Source organism: Mycobacterium sp. OTB74, assembly GCF_029892685.1.
Classification (GTDB): Bacteria; Actinomycetota; Actinomycetes; order Mycobacteriales; family Mycobacteriaceae; genus Mycobacterium.
Genome location: NZ_JARXVD010000007.1, coordinates 1 through 21,098 on the forward strand (window position 1 = coordinate 1; position 21,098 = coordinate 21,098).

General features: G+C 64.9%; 18 protein-coding genes and 1 pseudogene. 3 read left to right on the forward strand and 16 right to left on the reverse strand.

The genetic code is table 11. The annotated features are described in order from the left end of the window. Positions 1-139 precede the first annotated feature (139 nt). From M2432_RS11495 to glmS, 15 genes and pseudogenes are all read right to left on the reverse strand, one after another. A complete protein-coding gene (locus M2432_RS11495; protein WP_280826948.1) occupies positions 140-412 on the reverse strand; it encodes a hypothetical protein in 273 nt (90 codons plus the stop codon). 197 nt (positions 413-609) lie between these two features. Next, positions 610-2,112 carry an adenylate/guanylate cyclase domain-containing protein gene (locus tag M2432_RS11500; protein WP_280826949.1) on the reverse strand — a complete coding sequence of 501 codons (1,503 nt, stop codon included), beginning with the start codon at positions 2,110-2,112 and terminating at the stop codon, positions 610-612. A gap of 78 nt (positions 2,113-2,190) precedes the next feature. Further along, positions 2,191-2,778 carry an HD domain-containing protein gene (locus M2432_RS11505; protein ID WP_280826950.1) on the reverse strand — a complete coding sequence of 196 codons (588 nt, stop codon included), beginning with the start codon at positions 2,776-2,778 and terminating at the stop codon, positions 2,191-2,193. A gap of 175 nt (positions 2,779-2,953) precedes the next feature. Beyond that, complete coding sequence (gene groL / locus M2432_RS11510) at positions 2,954-4,573, reverse strand: chaperonin GroEL (protein ID WP_280826951.1); 1,620 nt, start codon at positions 4,571-4,573, stop codon at positions 2,954-2,956. A gap of 137 nt (positions 4,574-4,710) precedes the next feature. After that, a complete protein-coding gene (gene groES, locus M2432_RS11515; RefSeq protein WP_280827132.1) occupies positions 4,711-5,013 on the reverse strand; it encodes a co-chaperone GroES in 303 nt (100 codons plus the stop codon). Between the two features lie 240 nt (positions 5,014-5,253). Further along, a pseudogene (locus M2432_RS11520) lies at positions 5,254-5,379 on the reverse strand (nuclear transport factor 2 family protein); the annotation flags it as partial. Further along, positions 5,376-6,401: a tRNA (adenosine(37)-N6)-threonylcarbamoyltransferase complex transferase subunit TsaD gene (tsaD, locus tag M2432_RS11525; RefSeq protein ID WP_280826952.1), complete on the reverse strand. Its 1,026-nt coding sequence runs from the start codon at positions 6,399-6,401 to the stop codon at positions 5,376-5,378. The gene tsaD and the pseudogene M2432_RS11520, both read right to left, overlap by 4 nt. Beyond that, positions 6,398-6,850, reverse strand: a complete 453-nt coding sequence (rimI, locus tag M2432_RS11530) for a ribosomal protein S18-alanine N-acetyltransferase (RefSeq protein ID WP_280826953.1) — start codon at positions 6,848-6,850, stop codon at positions 6,398-6,400. The genes tsaD and rimI overlap by 4 nt, the downstream gene beginning before the upstream one ends. Then, a complete protein-coding gene (tsaB, locus tag M2432_RS11535; protein ID WP_280826954.1) occupies positions 6,847-7,479 on the reverse strand; it encodes a tRNA (adenosine(37)-N6)-threonylcarbamoyltransferase complex dimerization subunit type 1 TsaB in 633 nt (210 codons plus the stop codon). The genes rimI and tsaB overlap by 4 nt, the downstream gene beginning before the upstream one ends. After that, entirely contained in the window at positions 7,476-7,967 is a 492-nt protein-coding gene (gene tsaE, locus M2432_RS11540) for a tRNA (adenosine(37)-N6)-threonylcarbamoyltransferase complex ATPase subunit type 1 TsaE (RefSeq protein ID WP_280826955.1), read from the reverse strand. Before tsaE ends, tsaB begins: the two co-directional genes overlap by 4 nt. Beyond that, positions 7,960-9,093 carry an alpha/beta hydrolase gene (locus M2432_RS11545; RefSeq protein ID WP_280826956.1) on the reverse strand — a complete coding sequence of 378 codons (1,134 nt, stop codon included), beginning with the start codon at positions 9,091-9,093 and terminating at the stop codon, positions 7,960-7,962. The genes tsaE and M2432_RS11545 overlap by 8 nt, the downstream gene beginning before the upstream one ends. Before the next feature lie 5 nt (positions 9,094-9,098). After that, positions 9,099-10,265 (reverse strand): alanine racemase, encoded by a 1,167-nt coding sequence (alr, locus tag M2432_RS11550; RefSeq protein WP_280826957.1) that lies wholly within the window; start codon positions 10,263-10,265, stop codon positions 9,099-9,101. A 77-nt stretch (positions 10,266-10,342) separates the two neighbouring features. Further along, positions 10,343-11,722: a glutamate decarboxylase gene (locus tag M2432_RS11555; RefSeq protein WP_280826958.1), complete on the reverse strand. Its 1,380-nt coding sequence runs from the start codon at positions 11,720-11,722 to the stop codon at positions 10,343-10,345. 15 nt (positions 11,723-11,737) lie between these two features. Then, entirely contained in the window at positions 11,738-13,150 is a 1,413-nt protein-coding gene (locus tag M2432_RS11560) for an NAD(P)H-hydrate dehydratase (protein ID WP_280826959.1), read from the reverse strand. A gap of 132 nt (positions 13,151-13,282) precedes the next feature. After that, complete coding sequence (gene glmS, locus M2432_RS11565; RefSeq protein WP_280826960.1) at positions 13,283-15,151, reverse strand: glutamine--fructose-6-phosphate transaminase (isomerizing); 1,869 nt, start codon at positions 15,149-15,151, stop codon at positions 13,283-13,285. 85 nt (positions 15,152-15,236) lie between these two features. Here glmS and M2432_RS11570 point away from each other — a divergent pair, with 85 nt between their 5' ends. The 3 genes from M2432_RS11570 to M2432_RS11580 all read left to right on the forward strand — a co-directional run bounded on the left by M2432_RS11570 (position 15,237) and on the right by M2432_RS11580 (position 20,639). After that, positions 15,237-16,088 (forward strand): hypothetical protein, encoded by an 852-nt coding sequence (locus tag M2432_RS11570; RefSeq protein ID WP_280826961.1) that lies wholly within the window; start codon positions 15,237-15,239, stop codon positions 16,086-16,088. A gap of 64 nt (positions 16,089-16,152) precedes the next feature. Then, complete coding sequence (locus M2432_RS11575) at positions 16,153-18,771, forward strand: LuxR family transcriptional regulator (protein ID WP_280826962.1); 2,619 nt, start codon at positions 16,153-16,155, stop codon at positions 18,769-18,771. A 308-nt stretch (positions 18,772-19,079) separates the two neighbouring features. Beyond that, positions 19,080-20,639, forward strand: coding sequence for a hypothetical protein (locus M2432_RS11580; protein ID WP_280826963.1), 1,560 nt, complete (start codon positions 19,080-19,082; stop codon positions 20,637-20,639). 19 nt (positions 20,640-20,658) lie between these two features. Here the strand turns inward: M2432_RS11580 and M2432_RS11585 are convergent, their stop codons facing one another. Continuing rightward, positions 20,659-21,084 (reverse strand): hypothetical protein, encoded by a 426-nt coding sequence (locus M2432_RS11585; protein WP_280826964.1) that lies wholly within the window; start codon positions 21,082-21,084, stop codon positions 20,659-20,661. Positions 21,085-21,098 lie beyond the last annotated feature (14 nt).

Here is a 21,098-nt window from a genome sequence, read left to right on the forward strand (position 1 = left end):
TCCAAAACGTCCGCATCCGCGCACGCAAACCCGGTCGAGAACCCACAACACTCCTCAATCAGAAGGGGTGTTGCATCGATCCCTTGAACCCGCCGACGAATTCTCGTACACAGCCCTCACATTCGAGCGCGGGAACTACCTACTGGTCGTCTTCCTCGTCCTCATCTTCGTCTTCGTCCTCTTCTTCCTCGTCCTCGTCCTCGTCCTCATCGAAGTCCAGGTCGAGCGGGTCATCACTGTGGGGATCCACGGAGTACTGCTGCCAGTAGGACGGGCTGAAGTAGATCGTGTCTGAATGGTCGGCATCCTCCCCGACCTGGACCCAAAGAACCTGGTCCGAAATCCCAAAGCTCAGTGCATTGGAGTACCGGATGCTGCTGTCGGCGGTGCGGATGTGAATGTCGTGTGTCACGCCAAAAGTCTTGCACCCGAACACGTCCGCGTCTGTTTGAGAATTACGCCCACAGCGTATCGACACACAACAAAGACAGAACTTGTCCGAATCCGCACGCAGATGTCACGCGTAGTTGGGCGAGGTGTTACGCGGCCTCCTTCCGGCCTGCCGACGGGGCCGCCGCCCCGACCTGATCCGCCTGGGTTTGCATGTCTCTACGAAGCCGGGTCGAGGCCGAAGACTTGCACCTGAGTTGACTTGCCTTTCAACACATGCGATCCGCGGTCGGTGAGCCCGGCCCGCCGCGAAGCCAGCGCCTCAACAGTCTGCTGGGTGAGAAGTATCGCGTCGCCGGTGACCTTGGTGAGCTGCTCGACACGCGAGGCAACGTTGACGGCGTCACCGATCAAGGCGAATTCGAAGTGGCCTGAGCAGCCGACTGTACCGGCGATCACTTCGCCGGTGTTGATCCCGATACCGATTCGAAGCGCGTCTTCGAATCGTTCCGCTGTCAGACGCTGGATCTCCACGGCAGTACGCAGGGCAACATCGGCGTGGTCAGCAAGGTCGTTCGGCGCACCGAAAACAACCATCGCCCCGTCGCCGAGGAACTTGTTGACGTGTCCGCCGGCCTTGACGACGGCAGGCACCACGATGTCGAACAGCTCGTTGAGCCGAGCGACCGTGTCCTCCGCAGTGTTCGCCTCCGCGAACGGCGTGAAATCTCGGACGTCGATGAACATCACCGTCAACTCTCGACGCTCGCCGGTGAACACGTCGTCGCCCTGCGCCAGCAGACGCGACGCCAGGACTGGATCGACGTACGTCCCGAACGCTGCCTGAAGTCGTTGTCGCTCGGCCAAACCCGCCTGCATGCGGTTGAACGACGCCGCCAACGCACCCAGGTCGTCGTCCTGCACCACCGGCAGACGTCGGCTGTAGTCGCCCGAAGCGACCCGTTCAGTCCCCTCGGTGAGGTCGCGAATCGGTCGCAAGAACGGCGACATCGTCATAACCGCAATCGGGCCCGAGATCAGCGTCAACGCAAGCCCGATCACAACGGAGACACCGGGGTCCTCGCGGGCGCGCTCGAAAACGGACGCCGTAAGAGCGGCCCCAGTGGCGAATCCGAACGCCACCCCGACCGTGGTGATGTTGGACCACGTGGCGAAAGTCGGGTGAGAGCGTGGCAGTGCGTCGCCAATACCGGTGTCACCGGCGATGGCGGTTCGCGCTGGACGCAGCCCTCCTTCGGTGAAGCTGTATATGGCGATCACCCCGATGGCCGCTCCGTATGTGAGGCCGATGATCGCGTATTGGACGAGTCGCCATTCACTTGCGCCCACGATCGTGCCGACAACGATCCCAAGGCACGGCCCCCACACCACATCGATGACGAACACGCGGCGACATGCCCTCCGCGCGTAGCGGAACGTGCCGTATAGCGCCGTCAACGGATCAACCTCGTAACCTGCTGCCCACTTTTCGATCAGCCGCAGCGGCGGCGAGCCAGGAAGAACCTGAAGGTAAGCCCGCACCAACATGCCAACGCACACGATGACGGTCGCCTCGATGTAGCGATCGGAGTGCTCGAAGGCGACGATGAGCCACGGAAAGACAAGGTAGACCGACAAACCAATGAGGTACACCAGGGCATAGATCACCCACGAATACCTCGGTCCGTACCGGTCCCACATCCATTGGAAGAAACGGTCCATTCGGCGAGACTAAACGTCAATAACGGTTGAGCTGCGGTTATTGGTATTCGTGGTATTCGTCGCGCCGAGTGTGAGGCCTCATCCGTCGAGCGGATTGTTCTTGATGCGTTCGGCGGCATTGTTGGCAACAGATGCGGCGGCGGCTCCAGTTGGCTTGCGGCGCGCTTGGTCTTCGAAGCAAGCCAGAAATTCGCTTCCGAACCCCAGCCGGGGATAGCGAGCGAGTACCTCTGCTCTCACCTCGGCCGAGAACTCCTCCGGCCGCTGCCCGACAACGTCCCAGCTCGTTGCAACCTGCAGCAGGTGTGACTCCGGATCCTCGGCCGCCGAGACGTCGTCGCGCATGTGCAAGACGATGATCTCCATCGCCCTGGCCGCGCGATCAGCAGTCCAACCGGCCGCCAGCCCGAACACCCATGCCAGTTCCCCGCCCGCCTCTTCAAAGGGGACTCGGTGGCTGTCGAACGGTCTGGTAAGGCCGGTGTCGTGCAGCATCGCCGCGACGTAGTAGAGCTCGTCATCGAAGACGATCCCGTGCGCAGGGCCGTACGCCGTCCCCCACAGGTACGAACGGACACAGTGGTTGAGCAGAGCGGGCGAGTGCAAGCGGGTGGCCACTGAAAGTGCAGCAGCGCTCGCCGGGGTCTGCGGGCACATCCAGTCCATCGCACCTCATCTCCTCGATCGCCAAATCAAGATAGCGCCGCGCCGCGCACACCCGACACATGAAAACGCCCCCGACCGTCTAGCCGGGGGCGTTCGTCGTGGCACCGACTGTGTGGTTTAGCACGGAATTCGATGAATCTTCGTACATAGCCCACACAGTCGGGCACGGAACTACTTAGTGGCCGTGACCGTGGTGGCCGTGCCCGTGGTCGGCCTCTTCAGCCGGCTTGTCCACAACTGCGGTCTCCGTGGTCAGGATCATCCGAGCCACCGACGCGGCATTGAGCACCGCGGAGCGGGTCACCTTGGCCGGGTCGACGACGCCGTCGGCCTGCAGGTCACCGTAGGTGAGGGTGGCGGCGTTGAAGCCCTGCCCGGCGGGCAGCTCGGACACCTTGTTCACCACGACCGGGCCATCGAGGCCGGCGTTGGTGGCGATCCAGTACAGTGGGGCCGACAGCGCCGAGGCGAAGACCTCGACGCCGGTCAGCTCGTCACCGGTCAGCGAACCGCGTAGCGCGTCCAGGGCGCTGCCGGCCTGCACCAGCGCAGCACCACCACCGGTGACGATGCCCTCTTCCACCGCGGCCTTGGCTGCGGCGACGGCGTCCTCGACGGCTTCCTTGCGCTTCTTCAGGTCAGTCTCGGTGGCCGCGCCGACCTTGATGACGGCCACGCCGCCGGCCAGCTTGGCCAGCCGCTCTTCGAGCTTCTCGCGGTCCCAATCAGAATCGGTGGCCTCGATCTCAGCGCGAAGCTGCGACTTGCGGCCGTCGATGGCCTCAGCGGTGCCGCCACCATCGATGATCACCGTGCTGTCCTTGGTGACGATGACGCGGCGCGCAGTGCCCAGCACCTCAAGGCCGACCTCACGCAGCAGCAGGCCCACGTCCGGGTTGACGACCTGACCGCCGGTGACAACGGCCAAGTCATCCAGGAACGCCTTGCGCCGGTCACCGAAGAACGGCGCCTTCACCGCAACGGCCTTGAGGGTCTTACGAATGGCATTGACCACCAGGGTGGACAGCGCCTCGCCCTCGATGTCCTCGGCGACGATCAGTAGCGGCTTACCGGCCTGGGCAACCTTCTCGAGCAGCGGCAGCAGGTCGGGCAGCGAGCTGATCTTGTCGCGGTGCAGCAGCACCAGCGCGTCCTCGAGCACCGCTTCCTGCGAATCGAAGTCGGTGACGAAGTACGCCGACAGGAAGCCCTTGTCGAAGCCCACACCCTCGGTGACGTCCAGCTCGGTGTTCAGCGTCGAGGACTCCTCGACAGTGACCACACCGTCGGCGCCCACACGGGTCATGGCCTCGCCGACCAGCTCGCCGACCAGCTCGTCGCGCGACGAGACGGTGGCAACCTGCGCGATGGCGGTCTTGTCCGAGACCGGCTTGGCCACGGCCAGCAGCGCCTCGGAAACCGCGTCGGCGGCCTTCGAGATGCCCGAGCCCAGCTCGATCGGGTTGGCGCCGGCGGCGACATTGCGCAGGCCGGCCTTGACGATCGCCTGAGCCAGCACGGTCGCGGTGGTGGTGCCGTCACCGGCAACGTCGTTGGTCTTGGTCGCTACGGACTTGACCAGCTGGGCACCCAGGTTCTCGAACGGGTCTTCCAGGTCGATGTCGCGCGCGATGGTGACACCGTCGTTGGTGACCTGCGGTCCACCAAAGGCCTTGGCCAGCACGACATTCCGGCCACGCGGGCCGAGCGTGACGCGTACCGCGTCGGCGAGCTTGTCGACGCCCGCCTCCATGGCCCGGCGTGCAGTCTCGTTGAATTCAATCTGCTTGCTCATAAAAGTCTTTCTCTTGGATTTTCCCCGTCGCTTCGCTCGCCCTGACCAAATGCCAACAGGGCAGAACGCATACCGCCCCGGACATCACCCGCACATGCGGGGATGACCGGGGCGGGTTACACAAGGTCCTTACAGGACTACTTTGCGACGACAGCCAGCACGTCGCGAGCCGAGAGGATCAGGTACTCCTCGCCGCCGTACTTGATCTCGGTGCCGCCGTACTTGCTGTAGATGACGGTGTCGCCCTCGGCAACGTCCAGGGGGATCCGCTTCTCGCCGTCCTCGTCCCAGCGGCCGGGGCCAACTGCGACGACGGTGCCTTCCTGCGGCTTTTCCTTGGCGGTATCGGGGATGACCAGACCCGAAGCGGTCGTGGTCTCGGCCTCGTTGGCCTGAACGAGGATCTTGTCCTCGAGTGGCTTGATGTTGACTGCCACGATGGAAGCCCTCCACTTGTTGGGGTTTCGATCCAGGGCCAATCCCCGGATGTCAGGTGTTCGGCAAGCGCCCTGACCACGCACCGTCGTCGCGGGTGCCGGAGCGGGGTTGGCCGCATGCCACCTAGCACTCTATACAGGCGAGTGCTAGCACTCAAGGGTGGGTCAGTGCCCGCTCATCCGAACTCGCTGAGGGCTGAAACCGGACTTCACCGGCACCTTCGGCAACGGAACGTGACCAACCCCCATGAAGGTGCCGCGCCCCAACAATTCCCCGACCCCGTCGAAGTCGCCGGCATCGATAAGCTCGGCGTAGCGGTAGAGCAATTCGGCAATGGCCACCTTGTCGCCCACATCCTGACCGGTCATGCCACCTGACCCTTCAACACGGGCAATCCCGGGTCACTGGGCACATCCAGCGGTGACGGCTTGGCACCGGCTGCAATCAGGTGCGCGGCGAAGGAAGCGATCATGGCCCCATTGTCGGTGCACAGCCGGGGTCGGGGGACCCGTAGCGTCAAACCTACTGCTGCGCAACGTTCTTCAGCCAGTTCACGCAGCCGGGAATTGGCCGCAACTCCCCCGGCAATCAACAGAGTCGAGACACCGAGATCCGTGGCAGCACGAACAGCCTTGCGGGTCAACACATCTGCAACGGCCTCCTGGAAGCCAGCCGCCACATCGGCGTGCGAAGCATCAGGATGATGTTCCATGTGCCGGGCCACCGCAGTCTTGAGCCCCGAGAAGCTGAACACGTACAGATCATCGCGCGGGCCGGTCATGCCGCGCGGGAAGACGATGGCATCGCGATCACCGGTACGCGCCAGCTCATCGAGCACCCGACCACCCGGATACCCCAGTCCGAGCAATCGGGCCACCTTGTCATACGCCTCGCCCGCCGCGTCATCGACGGTACTGCCGAGTTCCTCAATCGGTTCACCCAGCGATCGCACATGCAGCAGATGGGTGTGCCCGCCGGAAACCAGCAGACCCACGCTTTCCGGTAACCGACCATGCTCATAGACGTCGGCCGCCAGGTGCCCGCCCAGATGGTTGACGCCGTAGAACGGCACCCCCCACGCAGCCGAATAGGCCTTGGCCGCAGCCACTCCCACCAACAGCGCCCCAGCCAGACCAGGGCCGATAGTGGCCGCGACCACGTCAGGCCGCTCGATGCCGGCGACGGACAAAGCACGACGCATGGTGGGCCCCAAGGCTTCCAGGTGGGCCCGCGAAGCGATCTCGGGTACCACGCCGCCGTACCGTGTGTGCTCGTCGACGCTGGAGGCCACCTCGTCAGCCAGTAACGTGACGGCTCCGTCGTCAGCGAGTTCGCAGATGCCGACTCCTGTTTCGTCACAAGAACTTTCGATCGCCAGGATGATCGTCACGAGATCTCCCTTCGCATGGTGTAAGCATCCGCCCCACTGATCCGGTAATACCGTTTGCGCACACCCATTTTCACGAATCCGACGCTCTCGTACAGACCGATCGCAGGTTCATTGTCTGTGCGGACTTCCAGGTAGATGGTGTCACTGCCGGCGATGGCCAGTAACCGGTCCAGCAATTCCCGGCCGATGCCCCGACCCTGATACGACGGATCGACACCGATCGTGTGAATCTCGTACTCATACGGCGCGTTACGGCCCAAGCGACTGATTCCGCCATAACCGACCAATACCCGGCCATCGCGGGCCGCGACGTAATAGTTGTGCGCAGAGTCCAATTCGCGGATGAAGGCCACGGCCGGCCACGGATCATCCCCGGGGAACAGGGTCGATTCCAATTCTGCACAGCGATCAGCATCACCGGCAACCAGCGGACCGTACTCGGTACTCACGACTTCCCTCGCTCCGCAAGGGTTTTCGCATCGGGCCGACGTAGGTATAGCGGCACCAGAGCACCCGGCGGTTGATCCCAGTCCACGGCAGCGACCAGGCCGGACACCGTGGGAAACTCAGCATCCAGCCGCGGCAGATCGAACAGCGCCGCCTGCGCCGCAGGACCGGCCACCACACCCGAGCCCGGCTCCACGTCGGACGGAGCATCGACGGCCGGGCCTGCCACCCGAACACCGTCGCGGTAGCGCGCCCAATACACCTCACGCCGACGAGCGTCGGTGACTACCAACAGTTCTCCCGGGACAGCGCCGGCAACGGCGTCCAGGCTGCACACCCCGTACACCGGGATGCCCAGGGCGTGACCATAGGCCGCAGCGGTGGCCATGCCGACCCGCAGCCCGGTGAACGGACCCGGGCCGCAACCGACCACCACGGCCGCCAGATCGTCGAATGCGGCACCCGCATCAGCCACGGCCCCAACCACATTGGGCGTCAACTGCTCGGCATGCGCACGCGCGTCAACGGTGATCCGGGAGGCCAGCACCTCGATCCCGCAATCTGTGCGACGCGTAATACCCGCGGTGACCGCCGGTGTAGCGGTGTCGATGGCCAGAATCAAACCAGTCACGCGCGGCTCCAGTGCCAGACGGCGGTGCGTGTGTCATTGTCGGCACGCTCCAACCGGATATCGAGATGGCTGTCGGACAATCTCTCTGCGAGCCCCTCGCCCCACTCCACGACAACCACCGCGTCATCCAGGTCGGTATCCAGGTCCAGCGAGTCGAGTTCACCGATGAGGTCCGTGCTTCCGGAGTCCAGCAGCCGGTACATGTCGACGTGGACCATCGCGGGCCGACCCAGACGCCGGGCCGCATGCACCCGCGCCAGCACGTACGACGGTGAGGTCACCGGCCCATCGACATCCATACCTACGGCAATCCCCTTGGCCAGCATGGTCTTTCCAGCGCCGAGCGGTCCGCTCAGTACCACCACGTCGCCTGCGTTCAACTGCTCGCCGAAGCGTGCGCCCAGCTCCCTGGTGTCGGCCTCGGTGGCCAGTTCGGCGCTGCCGCGCAGGAGGCTGTCTTCAGGGCGCCGTTCTTGTGAATCATCCATCGCTACGTGCCCTTTTTCGCAGTCGCCGGGTGAGGGCCACCAACCGGGAAGGCGTCGCCCGCTCGACGAACCGCACCAGTGCGTCGTTGATCAACTCGGGTTGTTCCATATGCACCATGTGCCCGGCACCCTCTGCTATCACGAGTTCGGACTTCGGCAACTGGCGCGCCATCGCCTTCGACTTGGCCAGTGGCGTCAGCAGATCCTGGTCGCCGCAGGCGATCAGCGCCGGCAGCTTCGCCAGCACCGGCAGCGCGCCCGCTTCGTCGTGTACCTCAAGTGCGTGCAGAAACTCCACCATGGTCCGAACCGGAGTGTCGTGCATCATCTTTTCGGCGTAGGCCACCACCGCGGGGCTGACCAGCGTGTCACCGAATGACGCGGCCTTGAGCACCGGACTGATCACCGCACGCGCCGCACCGCGCCCTCTGGTCACCGCACCAGGCGCGAACCGAACAGCGGCTTTGGCCGCCTCCAGCGCGGGGTTCTGCAGCACCTCGCCCAGTGGAGACCGCGAAACACCTTGCGCGGCAGAGGCGATGATCGCCACACCGCACACCCGGGAGGGATAGCGCTGAGGGAACTGGCGGGCATGGGACAACACAGTCATGCCACCCATCGAGTGCCCGACCAGCACCACCGGACCGCGCGGAACCATCACCCGCAGTATCGATTCCAGATCCTGACCGAGCTGCGGCACGTTGTAGGAGCGTGCCGGCCCCGACGACGAGCGGCCGTGCCCCCGCTGGTCGTAGAACACCATGCGAACCTGATCACCCCACCGCTCAGCCAACCGATCTCGCTGAAAGTGAAAGGACCCCATGCTGTTACAGAAGCCATGCGCGAACACGACGGTCAATCGGGCATCGCTGGGACCGACCTCACGTACCGCCAGCGGCACACCATCATTGGCAGTGATGACACAACCACGATCGGCGTCCAACAGCGTGAAATCCTCACCGGCGTAAGGATCCTCGCCAATCCGACGTCGGATCGATCGTGCCAGGCTGACCCCGGCGACCGACCCGACTGTCGTGATGCCGGCCACCCCGGCCAACCAACGAACATCTTTGCGGTCGTCACGTCGCCCTGAGATCTTGTTGGCGCCTATCTTGTTGTCGCTCATCGCATTTAGCCCGCCGACCCGCGATATGTGCGCGTCACTCTGCCCTTCGGACTGGTGACAATCTCGTAGTTGATGGTGCCGAGCGCATCGGCCCAATCCTGCGCGGTCGGCTCTCCGTCGGCTCCGGACCCGAACAGAATCGCCTCGTCGCCCACGTTCACGCCACCACCACCGGGACCGAGCTCGATGACGAACTGGTCCATACAGATTCGGCCGACGTTGCGGAAGCGGGCACCGTTGATCATCACCTCGATGCGGCCGCTGAGGTTACGGAACACCCCGTCGGCGTAGCCCATGGGGATCAGCGCGACGGTGGTGTCCCGGTCAGCGACCCAGGTCAGCCCATATGAGACCCCGTCACCAGCATGGATCGAACGCACGGCTGCGACCGGAGCTTTCAACGTCATGGCCGGCCGCAGTCCCATGTCACCGAGATGCGGTATGGGCGTCTGCCCGTACACCGCGATGCCGGGTCGGACCATGTCGAATGCCAGGTCGGGTCGAGTCAGGGCGGACGGCGAGTTGCTCAAGTGGGCCACCTCGAATCTCACCCCGGCCTTTGACGCCTGCTGACGGGCCGCAGTCAGTCGCGCTGCCTGCAGGTCGTTCATCGGGTGGTCGGGCTCGTCGCCGCAGGCCAGGTGGCTCATGATGCCGCGGGGTCGCACAGCTCCCTCGGCCGCCGCCCGACCAAGTGCCACCAGCAGATCGGGGTACTCGGCGGGACTGACACCATTGCGGCTCAGACCGGTGTCGATCTTGACGCTGACGACTGCGCTGACGCCGGTGCGTCGCACGGCGTCGAGGAGGTCCTCGAACTGGCGTACCGATGACACCGCGATCTGGACATCGGCGGTCAGCGCCTCGGCGAAATCCGTCCCGGGCACGTTCATCCAGGACAACACCGGCGCCGTGATGCCGGCCCGGCGCAGGGCCAGCGCTTCGGTCACGCTCGTGACGCCCAATTCGGCCGCGCCTGCCGCCACTGCGGCGCGTGCCACTTCCGCTGCGCCGTGCCCGTAGCCGTCCGCCTTGACCACGGCTATCACCTCTGCGCTACCGGCCCGCTCCCGCAGCAGTCGCACATTGTGCACAATGGCACCTAGGTCGACCAGCGCTTGCGTGGTCAGAGCGGGGGCCAGCAAATGATCTGGGTCGAAGTGCGCGGTCATGTTGGCACGATTCTCCCAGACGCCGCCGCACCTGCGTCGGCATCAGTGCCGTGGCACGCCCCACCCGGGCTGGCAGATCAGTGCGCAAACGGCTGCTGTTTGTCGAAGTGACCCTGCGGTTTGAGCTCATCCAGGCCGGTCAGGACGGTGATCAAGTCGTCGCGCAGGGCCCGCGCCAGGTCGGCGGAGAACCCTTCGCGCACCACAATCCGCAGTACCGCGATATCGGTCACATCGTCGGGCATTGTGTAGGCGGGCACCTGCCAGCCGTATGCCCGCAACGCGTGCGACACGTCGAACTCGGTGTAGGGACGTTTGCCTTTGAGCCGGCAGGCCACCACCGGGATGGCCGAGCCGTCGGTGATGACCTCGAAATGTTCGCTGGTGCGCAGCTCATCGCCGATCCACCGGGCGGTGTTGGACAGACAGTGCATGATCTGGGTGTAGCCGGCCCGGCCCAGCCGTAGGAAGTTGTAGTACTGACCGACCACCTGATTGCCGGGCCGGGAGAAGTTCAGCGTGAAGGTCGGCATGTCGCCGCCCAGGTAATTGACCCGGAACACCAGGTCCTCAGGCAGGTGCTCCTTGCTGCGCCAGACCACGAAACCGATGCCGGGATAGGTCAGCCCGTACTTGTGGCCGCTGACGTTGATCGACACCACCCGCGGCAGCCGGAAGTCCCACTCCAGGTCCGGATGCAGGAACGGCACGACGAAGCCGCCACTCGCACCATCGACATGCACCGGGACGTCCACGCCACCGTCAGCCGCCAGCTTGTCCAACGCTGCACAGATTTCGGCGATGGGTTCCAGCTCGCCGGTGAACGTGGTGCCGAGGATGCCGACCACACCGATGGTGTCCTCGTCGACGGCGGCCAGCACCTGCTCGGGGGTGATGACGTAGCGCCCTTCGGCCATCGCTAGGTAGCGCGGCTCGACATCGAAGTAGCGGCAGAACTTCTCCCACACCACCTGGACGTTGGAGCCCATGATCAGGTTGGGTGTCCGGCCTTTGTGGTCGCCAACCTTCTCGCGCCAGCGCCACTTGAGTGCGAGGCCGGCCAGCATCACCGCCTCACTGGAACCGATGGTGGACACCCCGGTTGCCGATGACGAGTCGTCATCACGCAGATCCTCGGCATGGAACAAGTCGGCCACCATGGCCACACAACGGGCCTCGATCGCTGCGGTGGCCGGGTACTCGTCCTTGTCGATCATGTTCTTGTCGAACGTCTCGGCCATCAGCTTCTCGGCCTCTGGGTCCATCCAGGTGGTGACGAAGGTAGCGAGGTTGAGCCGCGAGCTGCCGTCCAGCATCAGCTCGTCGTGGATGAAGCGATACGCAGCCTGCGGGTCCATAGGATCGTCGGGCAAGCGCAGTGATGGCACCGGCGCGGTGGACAGCCGTCCGGTGTACGCGGGGGTGATGGTCGGTGTATGAACGTACCTGCGCGGCATGGGAATTCCTTTCCTCTAGAGCGATGCGATGGCGGCCCGGATATGGGCCAGGATGCGTAATGCCGAGGTAGGGGCGGGACGGGGCCCGGGATCTTCTGCGGAGAGCGCGGCGGCACGGGCGTGCACGAAGGCGGCCATCGCGGCGGCCTCCCCCGGCGCAAGGCCGGATGCCAGCAGGGCACCGATAACTCCGGAGAGCACATCACCCGAACCTGCTGTGGCGGCCCAGGATTGGCCTGACGGGTTCAGGTAGGTGGGGCCATCTAATTCGGCGACGATGGTCACGTTGCCCTTCAAGAGGACCGTGGTTCCGAGGCGCTGTGCCAGCGCCCGGGTGGCGGCCACGCGATCACTTCCCGGCGGATGGCCTGCCAGCCGGGCGAATTCACCGGCGTGCGGGGTCAGTACGGTCGGCGCCGCCCGGTCGATGACCAGGTCGGGCTCTCTGGCCAGCACCGTCAACGCGTCGGCGTCGACGATCACCGGTAGTTCGGTGCCCAGCGCGAAGCGCAAGGCTTCGTCACATGCCTCGTCGACTCCCAGACCCGGACCGACCACCCAGGCCTGAACCCGGCCGGCCGTCGAAGCCAATGCTGCCACAACAACTTCCGGCCAGTGCGACACCACTTCTGCGTGCGCGGCACCGGCGTAGCGGACCATGCCAGACGTGGCGGCGACTGCTGCCCCGGTGCTCAGCAGCGCCGCACCCGGGTAGGTCGACGACCCGGCCAGCACCCCGGTGACGCCCTGACTGTATTTGTCGTCATGCGGACCGGGTACCGGCCATCGGGCGTGGATATCCGCCGCCTCGAACCCCAGCATCGCCGGTTGCGGTAGGTCCAGGCCGATGTCGATGAGTTCGACCCGACCGCAATCCCCCAGCGCGTGAACGGGTTTGAGGCCGCCGAAGGTGACGGTGACAGCGGCCTGGACGTGCGGGCCGTCAGCGGAGCCGGTTTGGACGTCGATACCGCTGGGGATGTCGACGGCGACGACCGGCGCGGTGTTGGTCTCGAATACCGCAGCGGCATCGGGGCGTAGTGGCCCGGTAGCGCCGATGCCGACCACCCCGTCGACAACCAAATCTGTTGTCGGCGGGATGGATTCGACGACCCGACCGCCGGAACGGCGGAATGCGGCCAGCGCCTTGGCGTGCGCGTGTTCCGGATTGAGCAACACCGCCGATGCCGCGGCGCCACGGCGGCGCAGGAACGTGGCGGCCCAGAGCGCGTCACCGCCATTGTCACCGGAGCCGACGACCGCACACACCTGACGGCCGGCTACACCTCCGGTCCGAGCCCGCAACTCAGCGGCGATCGCGCCGGCCAGCCCATAGGCGGCCCGACGCATCAGTACTCCGTCTGGCAGGGACGCGAGCAGTGGCGCCTCGGCCGTGCGAATTTGCTCGGCAGTGTAGTAGTGCCGCATCGGTCCCCGTCCGCTCGTTAGACGCGCGCCAACAGGTTACGCGGATCCGGCCGACCAGTGTCGGCTTGTGCGCGAGATTCGCCCTGGCGGTCTCGCACACAAGCGCACACTCGGCAGATAAACGTCGAGCCTCTACTCGACGGTGACCGACTTCGCCAGGTTCCGCGGCTTGTCTACGTCGTAACCCCGCTCCCGGGCCACCGACGCGGCGAAAACCTGCAGCGGGATGGTCGACAGCAACGGCTGGAAAAGCGTTGAGGTCGAAGGGATTTCGAAGATGTGGTCAGCGTACGGCCGAACCGCCTCGTCGCCCTCTTCAGCGATCACGATGGTCACCGCACCGCGGGCCTGGATCTCCCGGATGTTCGACAGCAGCTTGGCGTGCAGCATCGAGGCACCCTTGGGCGAGGGCATCACCACGATCACCGGCAGCCCGTCCTCGATCAGCGCGATCGGACCGTGCTTGAGCTCGCCGGCTGCGAAACCCTCGGCGTGCATGTACGCCAATTCCTTGAGTTTGAGCGCTCCTTCGAGCGCCACCGGGTAACCGACATGGCGGCCCAGGAACAGCACGGTCGGCGACGCCGCGAATTGACGACCCAGGTCAGCGACGGGCTCAAGGTGGGCCAGCACCTGGCTGACCAGGTCCGGCATGGCCTCCAGCTCGCGGTATTCGCGGGCTACCTCGTCCGGGTACTTGGTGCCGCGGGCCTGCGCCAGCGCCAGCCCGACCAGATAGTTGGCAGCCACCTGAGCAAGGAAGGTCTTGGTTGCCGCGACACCGATCTCCGGCCCGGCCCGGGTATAGAGCACGGCGTCAGCCTCGCGCGGAATCTGCGAGCCGTTGGTGTTACAGATCGCCAGAACCTTGGCCTTCTGGTCCTTGGCGTGCCGGACGGCCTCCAGGGTGTCCGCAGTCTCACCGGACTGCGAGATGGCGATCACCAGGGTGCTGCGGTCCAAAACCGGGTCGCGGTAACGGAATTCGCTGGCCAGTTCAACCTCGACCGGCAGTCGCGTCCAGTGCTCGATGGCGTACTTGGCCAGCAGTCCCGAATGGTAGGCCGTACCGCACGCGACGATGAAAACCTTATCGACATCACGCAATTCGCCGTCGGACAGCCGCTGCTCGTCAAGCACGATGCTGCCGTCGACGAAGTGACCCAGCAGGGTGTCGGAGACTGCCGTGGGCTGCTCGGCGATCTCCTTGTACATGAAGTAGTCGTAGCCGCCCTTCTCGGCGGCAGACAGGTCCCAGTCGATATGAAAAGGCCGAGCATGGGCGGTCGCATCATTGCCATGGAAGTCCATGACCCGGTAGCTGTCGGCCGTGATGATCACAGCCTGGTCCTGGCCTAGTTCGACCGCCTCGCGGGTGTGCTCGATGAAGGCCGCGACATCCGAGCCGACGAACATCTCGCCCTCGCCGACACCGACGACCAGCGGCGTGGACCGGCGCGCCGCAATGATGGTGCCGGGCTCGTCCGCGTTGGCGAACACCAGCGTGAAATGGCCCTCCAACCGGCGGAGCACCGCCAGCACCGAGGCCTCGAAATTGCCCGCGGTCGGCCCGTGCCGATACCGCTCGGACACCAGGTGCACCGCCACCTCGGTGTCGGTGTCGCTGTGGAACTCGACGCCCACGGCTTCCAGTTCGGCACGCAGCATCGAGAAGTTCTCGATGATGCCGTTGTGGACCACGGCGATCTTGCCCGTGGAGTCCCGGTGCGGGTGGGCATTGCGGTCAGTGGGACGGCCGTGGGTCGCCCACCGGGTGTGCCCCATGCCAGTGCTGCCGCCGAGCAATGCGTCATCGGTCTCGACGAGCGCTTCTTCCAGATTGGCCAGACGCCCGGCGCGCCGCCGGATGGTCAGGCCGCCGTTACCGTCGACCAGTGCGACACCAGCGGAGTCATAACCGCGGTATTCCATCCGGCGCAGCGCGTCGACCACGATGTCGCGGGCAGGCCGCTGCCCGACATAGCCGACGATTCCACACATAGCCCCTCAGCGTAGTGCAGTAATCGAATGCGCCCGGCGCACGCGACTGCCCTACGAACAACCGGCGCTGCGCTACGGTCATCGGGTGGCCAAGACCAAGCAGCTCTTCGCTGCCCTGACTCGACGGGGTCCGCACCGCGCTCTACGCGGTGACCTGGGATTTGCAGGGCTGCCGGGCGTTGTCTATACCCCCGAGTCGGGGATGAACCTGCCCGGCGTGGCATTCGGTCACGACTGGCTCGCGGGTGTCGCACGTTACAACGGCACGCTGGAGCATCTGGCGTCGTGGGGCATCGTGGCAGCCGCGCCCGACACCGAGACCGGTATCGCGCCATCGGTACTCAATCTGGGCTTCGATCTGGGCACCACCCTGGACATCATCACCGGCGTGCGCCTGGGGCCCGGCAAGATCAGCGTGCACCCGACCAAGCTGGGCCTGGTCGGCCACGGTTTCGGCGGGTCAGCGGCCGTCGTCGCCGCCGCCGGCTTGCGGTCAGCCCCCAACGCGCCGAAGGCGGTCGCCGCGCTGTTCCCCACAGCCAGCAAGCCCGACGCCGATCAGCCCGCCGCAGGTCTGAGCACACCAGGGCTGATTCTCACCGCACCCGGCGCCGACCTGACCATCCATTCCAACGCCGACAAACTTGCCGCGGCGTGGAAGTCGGCCACCGTACGCACCGTCGTCAAGGCCGAGCCCGGTGGTTTGGCCGAGGGCTTCCGGCTCGGCCGTATCGTCGGGTTGCCGGGCCCCGATCGCCGCACCCAGAAGACCGTGCGGGCCCTGCTGACTGGGTATCTGCTGTACCAGCTGACCGGCGACAAGACATATCAGGACTTCGCGAACGCCGATGTTGTGCTGCCCAAGACGCTCGCCGCCGCGGCCGACGCGGAGCGGCCAGCATTAGAGGACAAGGTCACAACATTGTTGAAGGGCTGAATTTTTCGCCATTTTTCGGCAATTTTTTCAGTATTTTTCGGCCGGACACTTCTAAGATTTGGCGATGCGATTGACGTGGCCACTGACCGGTCGCACAAAGGAGATGAACGTCATCGAGGCCGCGCTGTCGGCTTCAGGTGTGTCCGGGATTCTCCTTTGCGGAGCAGCAGGTGTGGGCAAGAGCCGGATCGCGCGTGAAACGTTGGCGACCGCCGCGTCCCGGGGATACGAATGCCGATGGGTGGTGGGCACGGCCACTGCGCAGTCCATCCCGCTCGGGGCCTTCACCGCATGGGCGACGTCGGGTGCCACCGACACCATCCAGTTACTTCAGGACGTGGTCAAGTCACTGACGTCGACGCCGTCCGGAGCCCCGGTTGTAGTGGGCGTGGACGATGCCCACTTGCTCGATGAACTGTCGATCTTCGTCGTGCAGCAGATCGTCCAGCGAGGTGCGGCGAAGGTCATTCTCACCGTACGCGATGAGCCGAATTCGGCTGCCCTACTGGACATGTTGAAGGTTGGCCAGTTCGACCGGCTGGACATTCAGCCACTGACCGTCGAAGAAACAAAGCGCCTGCTGTCGAGCACTCTAGGCGGACCCGTAGACCCCCATTCTGCGCGGCGCCTGTGGGCATTGGCCCAGGGCAACGCGCTGTACCTGAGGAACATTGTCGAACGCGAGGTCATCGACGACCGGCTGGTGAAACTGCGTGAGTGCTGGCAGTGGACCGGCGATCCGGTCATGCCACCCGGTCTCGTCGAGCTGATCGAATCCCGAATCGGAGATCTTCCAGAGACCGTCGGCGATGTGGTCGACACGGTGGCTGTCGGAGAACCCATCGGACTTGCTGCGCTGCAACGCATCACCGAACCATCGGCCGTCGAGGAAGCAGATCTCCGGGGTCTGATCACGCTCGAACCGGTCGCCGACGGCGTTCAGGTGCGGGTGGCGCATCCGCTCTACGGTGAGGTGCGCCGCAGACGCACACCCACTACCCGCCTTCGCCGCCTGCGCGGACTGGTCGCAACCGAGCTCGGCGCAGCCGATGACCACGACGACATCCGGGTCGTGGTGCGGCGGGCGACCCTCAGCATCGATTCCGACCTTGCACCCGACGGCGACCTACTGGTCAGGGCAGCCCATGGCGCTATCTGGCTGGCCGACCTGCAACTCGCCGACCGCCTCGCCAAGGCAGCAATCCTCGCTGACGCGGTACCCGAAGCGAATTTCATTCGTGCACACGCTCTTTCCTGGTTGGGCCACGGCGAGCAGGCTGAAGCGGTACTCGCCCGGGTTAATCCGGGCTCGCTGAGCGAAACCGAACGGGCCAGGCTCGCCTTCTTGCGGGCCAGCAACATGCTGTGGGCGCTCGGCTCCCCCACAGAAGCCAAGCGCCTGATCGACGACGCTGCGCGCGGCCTGTCACCACAGGCCCGCACCTACACCGATGCCTTCCTCACGGTGCTTTCGTTCGCGACAGACGAACCCCATGCAGCGATGAAATATTCGGACCACCTTGCGCTCGAACAACTTCCCGCAATCGTCGGCGCAGAGGTCGCCTGGGTTCTCTCTGCAATAACCGCAGACGCAGGACGCACCAGCGCTGCCATCGCTCATGCCGAAACCGGCTACACCGTCGCAGACCGATCCTTTGACGCACCTCAGATGCGGTTCAACATCGTCGATGCCCACGTCAGCGCGCTGGTGCTGTCCGGCGACCTCGGGGATGCGCTCCGGGTAAGCGGGCAGGTGCGTGAACAGGCAGCCAATCTCCCGGGCACCGCCCCGTTGTTGGGAGCCGCCGTCGCCGGACGAGCGGCCCTCGGTGCAGGTGACCTTGCCACCGCATCTTTGCTTTTGGAGCAGGCGACAACGGGTTTGACCAACGCGGGGTACTCGACCGGCTGGGGATTCCGGTACCAGGTCGCACACGCGACCGCGCTGGCTGTACGCGGTGCAACGGCCGAGGCCGCCACCCAACTGGACGCCCTGGACGGGCGACCGCGGACGTTCCGATCGTTGGATTACGAACGCAGCATCGCCCAGGCCTGGGTCGCGGCGGGCCAGGGCGTCATCAGCGAGGCTATTTCCCTGGCCCGAGCGGCAGCCGAACGTGCTTGCACCAAAGGACAATTCGCTGCCGAGGTGCTATGTCTGCAAACCGCCGCCCAATTCGGCGACCGCACCTGCACCGCGCGGTTACGAGAGCTCGAATCGATCGTCGAGGGGCCTCGCGTCGCCGTCGCAGCCCGTTTCGCCCACGCCCTGCACCGGTCCGATGCAGCGAAACTGGCCACCTTGACAAGGGAATTCGAGAACATAGGCGATCTTGTCGCCGCTACCGACTGTGCCGCCCACGCGGCTCTGATCTATCGCGGTCAGGGTCTGCGAGGGTCGGCCCTCGCATGCTCGACGCGCGCAACCACCCTTGCCGAGAAAGGCGGCGGCATCAGCACTCCCGCATTGCTCGCGGCTACCGAAACCCTCCCGCTGACCAATCGAGAACGAGAGATCGTGATGCTGATAGCCAGCGGTCTGTCCAACCAGGCGATCGCGGCACGGCTGACGTTGTCGGTGCGCACCGTAGAGAGCCACATCTACCGGGCGATGCTCAAGACCGAAACCACCAGTCGTGAGGAACTTGCAGGCCTACTGTCCGACAAGAAGGCCGACAGCTGAACGGGGTCGCGAGAGCACACTGGTCGCAGAACTTGACCTTCGGCCGCAACACAGTGCCACAGGACCCGCACACCACGCCCACTGCCGTCTCAATCCACCGATCCCGGGTACCCGCAGGCCCAGACTATGGCGGTAGTCAGCAAATGACAGCGATTTCTCAGCAAATAACAGCGATATTGACAGCTGCGTAATAGCATCCAGGAATCGGGCCAGGACTGCAGTACCGCTTACTGAACTCATCACGCCGCGTTGGGATCACCCTTGTTCCGGCACCGCGCTGATTTCGCCAGCAGCCCGTGGGAGGAGCAATGATGATTCGGTCTCGCCTCAATGCCGGTGGCGCGCTCGCAAGCGCAGGCATGGTCGCTGTCGCATTGACAGTGGTTCCGCCACCGGACTCCGGCAGCCCGAGCACCACTACTTGGTCGGTGCCGATCAAGCCTGTCGCATATTCCTCGGCGATGCCTTCGGTTGGGGCCATGCAGGTGTACCGCATCGGCGATCACCTCGCATACGTCCTGCCGCTCAATGCATCCTTGCCCACCAAGCCAGCTGCCAGCACCACAGCCGGTCAACCGGTGACCGCTGCCGCACTGGCAACGACCTCGACATCTCCCAGCCTGGATTCGACCTGGTGGGATGACTTGACTGCGCAATTCTGGCAGGCGGTCGCCCCTGTCGTCGGCCCGGTGATATTGGTTGGCGCACTGCTGTTCGGCGTCCTCGTCGTGGCCCCGGTGGAGTGGGTAATCGAGACCATCTATGAAGCGATTGCCGGTCCTCTGAGCCTCCCGCCGACGCTGCTGTCAGCCACCGCTCCCGCAGCCGCGACCGCCCGTACCCTGGCCGCAACACCACCCGACCCGGTGACGTACTTGAGCGAGAACGCTCAAATCCTTTCGGACGGACTTCAGAAGTCGTCTACCCAAGCCGGTATCGCCCTGCAAGGAGTGCTGCCGTTGCTGTTCTCGGTGACTTTCTTGTCCCTGCTCTCGCCGCCGCGAATCCCAACGGTTCTGGAACTGGGGGCAGAGTCGTTGGACTCCATCTGGACCGGAACGCTGAACCGCGCCTGGGGTTTGGGCTATGACCAAGTTGTTCCCGGCTTCTACATTCCGACCGACGTCAAGCCCACAGGCAATCCCGCCGATGCCCACGACGTTGCCCTTCAGCATGTCGTCGATGGTTCAGTTCTGCCCGCAACTGTTGCCGCTGTCAACCAGGTGGCAAACAACCTCACCAACGCTGGTCTGCCGAGGTTCTTCGAACAAACGCTACTGTCGTCGGAGAAGGTCGGCGTGGCGCTCTGGCAGGCTGGCACATTGGCCCGAGCTGGATTAGTGGCTGCAATTCAGGAGCCCATCCTGGCTGCTGCAGAGGGCGGCGACGTGGGCGCCGCCATCCAAACCGGTGCCACGCTGTTGCAGAAGGCGGTGTTCGGCGATCCACAAGCGCCCGATGTCCACGTGGACCCGTATGACAACACGAGCCCGATGGCCCCGTCGATGGCGAAACTCGGCGGCCTCGGTTCAGTGGGCACCGCCGTCCAGCAGGCGTTCACGGACGTGATCAGTTCAATCACTCCCGCCGCCTCAGTTCAGCGCACGGCGCTCACCGCAACGACCCAACAGCCCTCAGCAACAAAGGGTTTGGTGAAGAACTCTGCCAGTGCGGCGCAATCAACGCTCGGCAATGGCACGACGACCCTGCGTTCGGCCGGCGTTGACAAGTCGACCCCCAAGACCACCGAGCCCACCGGGAAAAAGTCCGCGTATGCGTCGTCAGCCAAGAACCGCAAAGCCGTCACGCGCGTCGGCGGCAATCTGAAGAAGAAGTCGAACGGCGACAACAACAACGGAACGCCATAGCGTGACGAGACTTACCCCGTCACGAGCGCTCGACGATCCAGTCCTGCGCTCGCCGCAGAGTCTCGCCGGGGATGAACATTTCGGCTTCCCAACTGGTCGACCGCACGCTGCCGCGGTCTCGGTAACGCGCCATGATGTCGAGGTGGCGCGGCAGGGTGATGAACTGCTGCAAGGCATCTGAGCTGGTCCAGACTGAGATCGAGCCGCAGCGGCCATCCGCCGGCAGACTCCACAACCACATCCCGACGGCCCCGGGCATGGCGTACCAGCCTTCCCGCATCCGCAGCCCGCGGTAGGCGATACCGGGGAGGTCTCGCCGCTGGGACGACGTGTAGTCGGTCACGCTGACCATCACCGGGCGCTCGCCGGGGTCCACCGACCCCGGCATCCAGCCAGTGACGACGGGCTGAGCCCATGGAGTCGCGACATGATTCAAAGCGGTCATGACACTCAGGGTGC

Bases quoted from the DNA above. Each gene is read 5' to 3' on its own strand.
- alr (WP_280826957.1), bottom strand. From the start codon at position 10,265: ATGACCGCGCACTTCGACCCAGATCATTTGCTGGCCCCCGCTCTGACC.
- M2432_RS11545 (WP_280826956.1), bottom strand. From the start codon at position 9,093: ATGAGCGACAACAAGATAGGCGCCAACAAGATCTCAGGGCGACGTGAC.
- tsaE (WP_280826955.1), bottom strand. From the start codon at position 7,967: ATGGATGATTCACAAGAACGGCGCCCTGAAGACAGCCTCCTGCGCGGC.
- M2432_RS11505 (WP_280826950.1), bottom strand. From the start codon at position 2,778: ATGGACTGGATGTGCCCGCAGACCCCGGCGAGCGCTGCTGCACTTTCA.
- M2432_RS11580 (WP_280826963.1), top strand. From the start codon at position 19,080: ATGATGATTCGGTCTCGCCTCAATGCCGGTGGCGCGCTCGCAAGCGCA.
- M2432_RS11555 (WP_280826958.1), bottom strand. From the start codon at position 11,722: ATGCCGCGCAGGTACGTTCATACACCGACCATCACCCCCGCGTACACC.
- M2432_RS11585 (WP_280826964.1), bottom strand. From the start codon at position 21,084: ATGACCGCTTTGAATCATGTCGCGACTCCATGGGCTCAGCCCGTCGTC.
- M2432_RS11560 (WP_280826959.1), bottom strand. From the start codon at position 13,150: ATGCGGCACTACTACACTGCCGAGCAAATTCGCACGGCCGAGGCGCCA.
- groL (WP_280826951.1), bottom strand. From the start codon at position 4,573: ATGAGCAAGCAGATTGAATTCAACGAGACTGCACGCCGGGCCATGGAG.
- M2432_RS11500 (WP_280826949.1), bottom strand. From the start codon at position 2,112: ATGGACCGTTTCTTCCAATGGATGTGGGACCGGTACGGACCGAGGTAT.
- glmS (WP_280826960.1), bottom strand. From the start codon at position 15,151: ATGTGTGGAATCGTCGGCTATGTCGGGCAGCGGCCTGCCCGCGACATC.
- M2432_RS11575 (WP_280826962.1), top strand. From the start codon at position 16,153: ATGCGATTGACGTGGCCACTGACCGGTCGCACAAAGGAGATGAACGTC.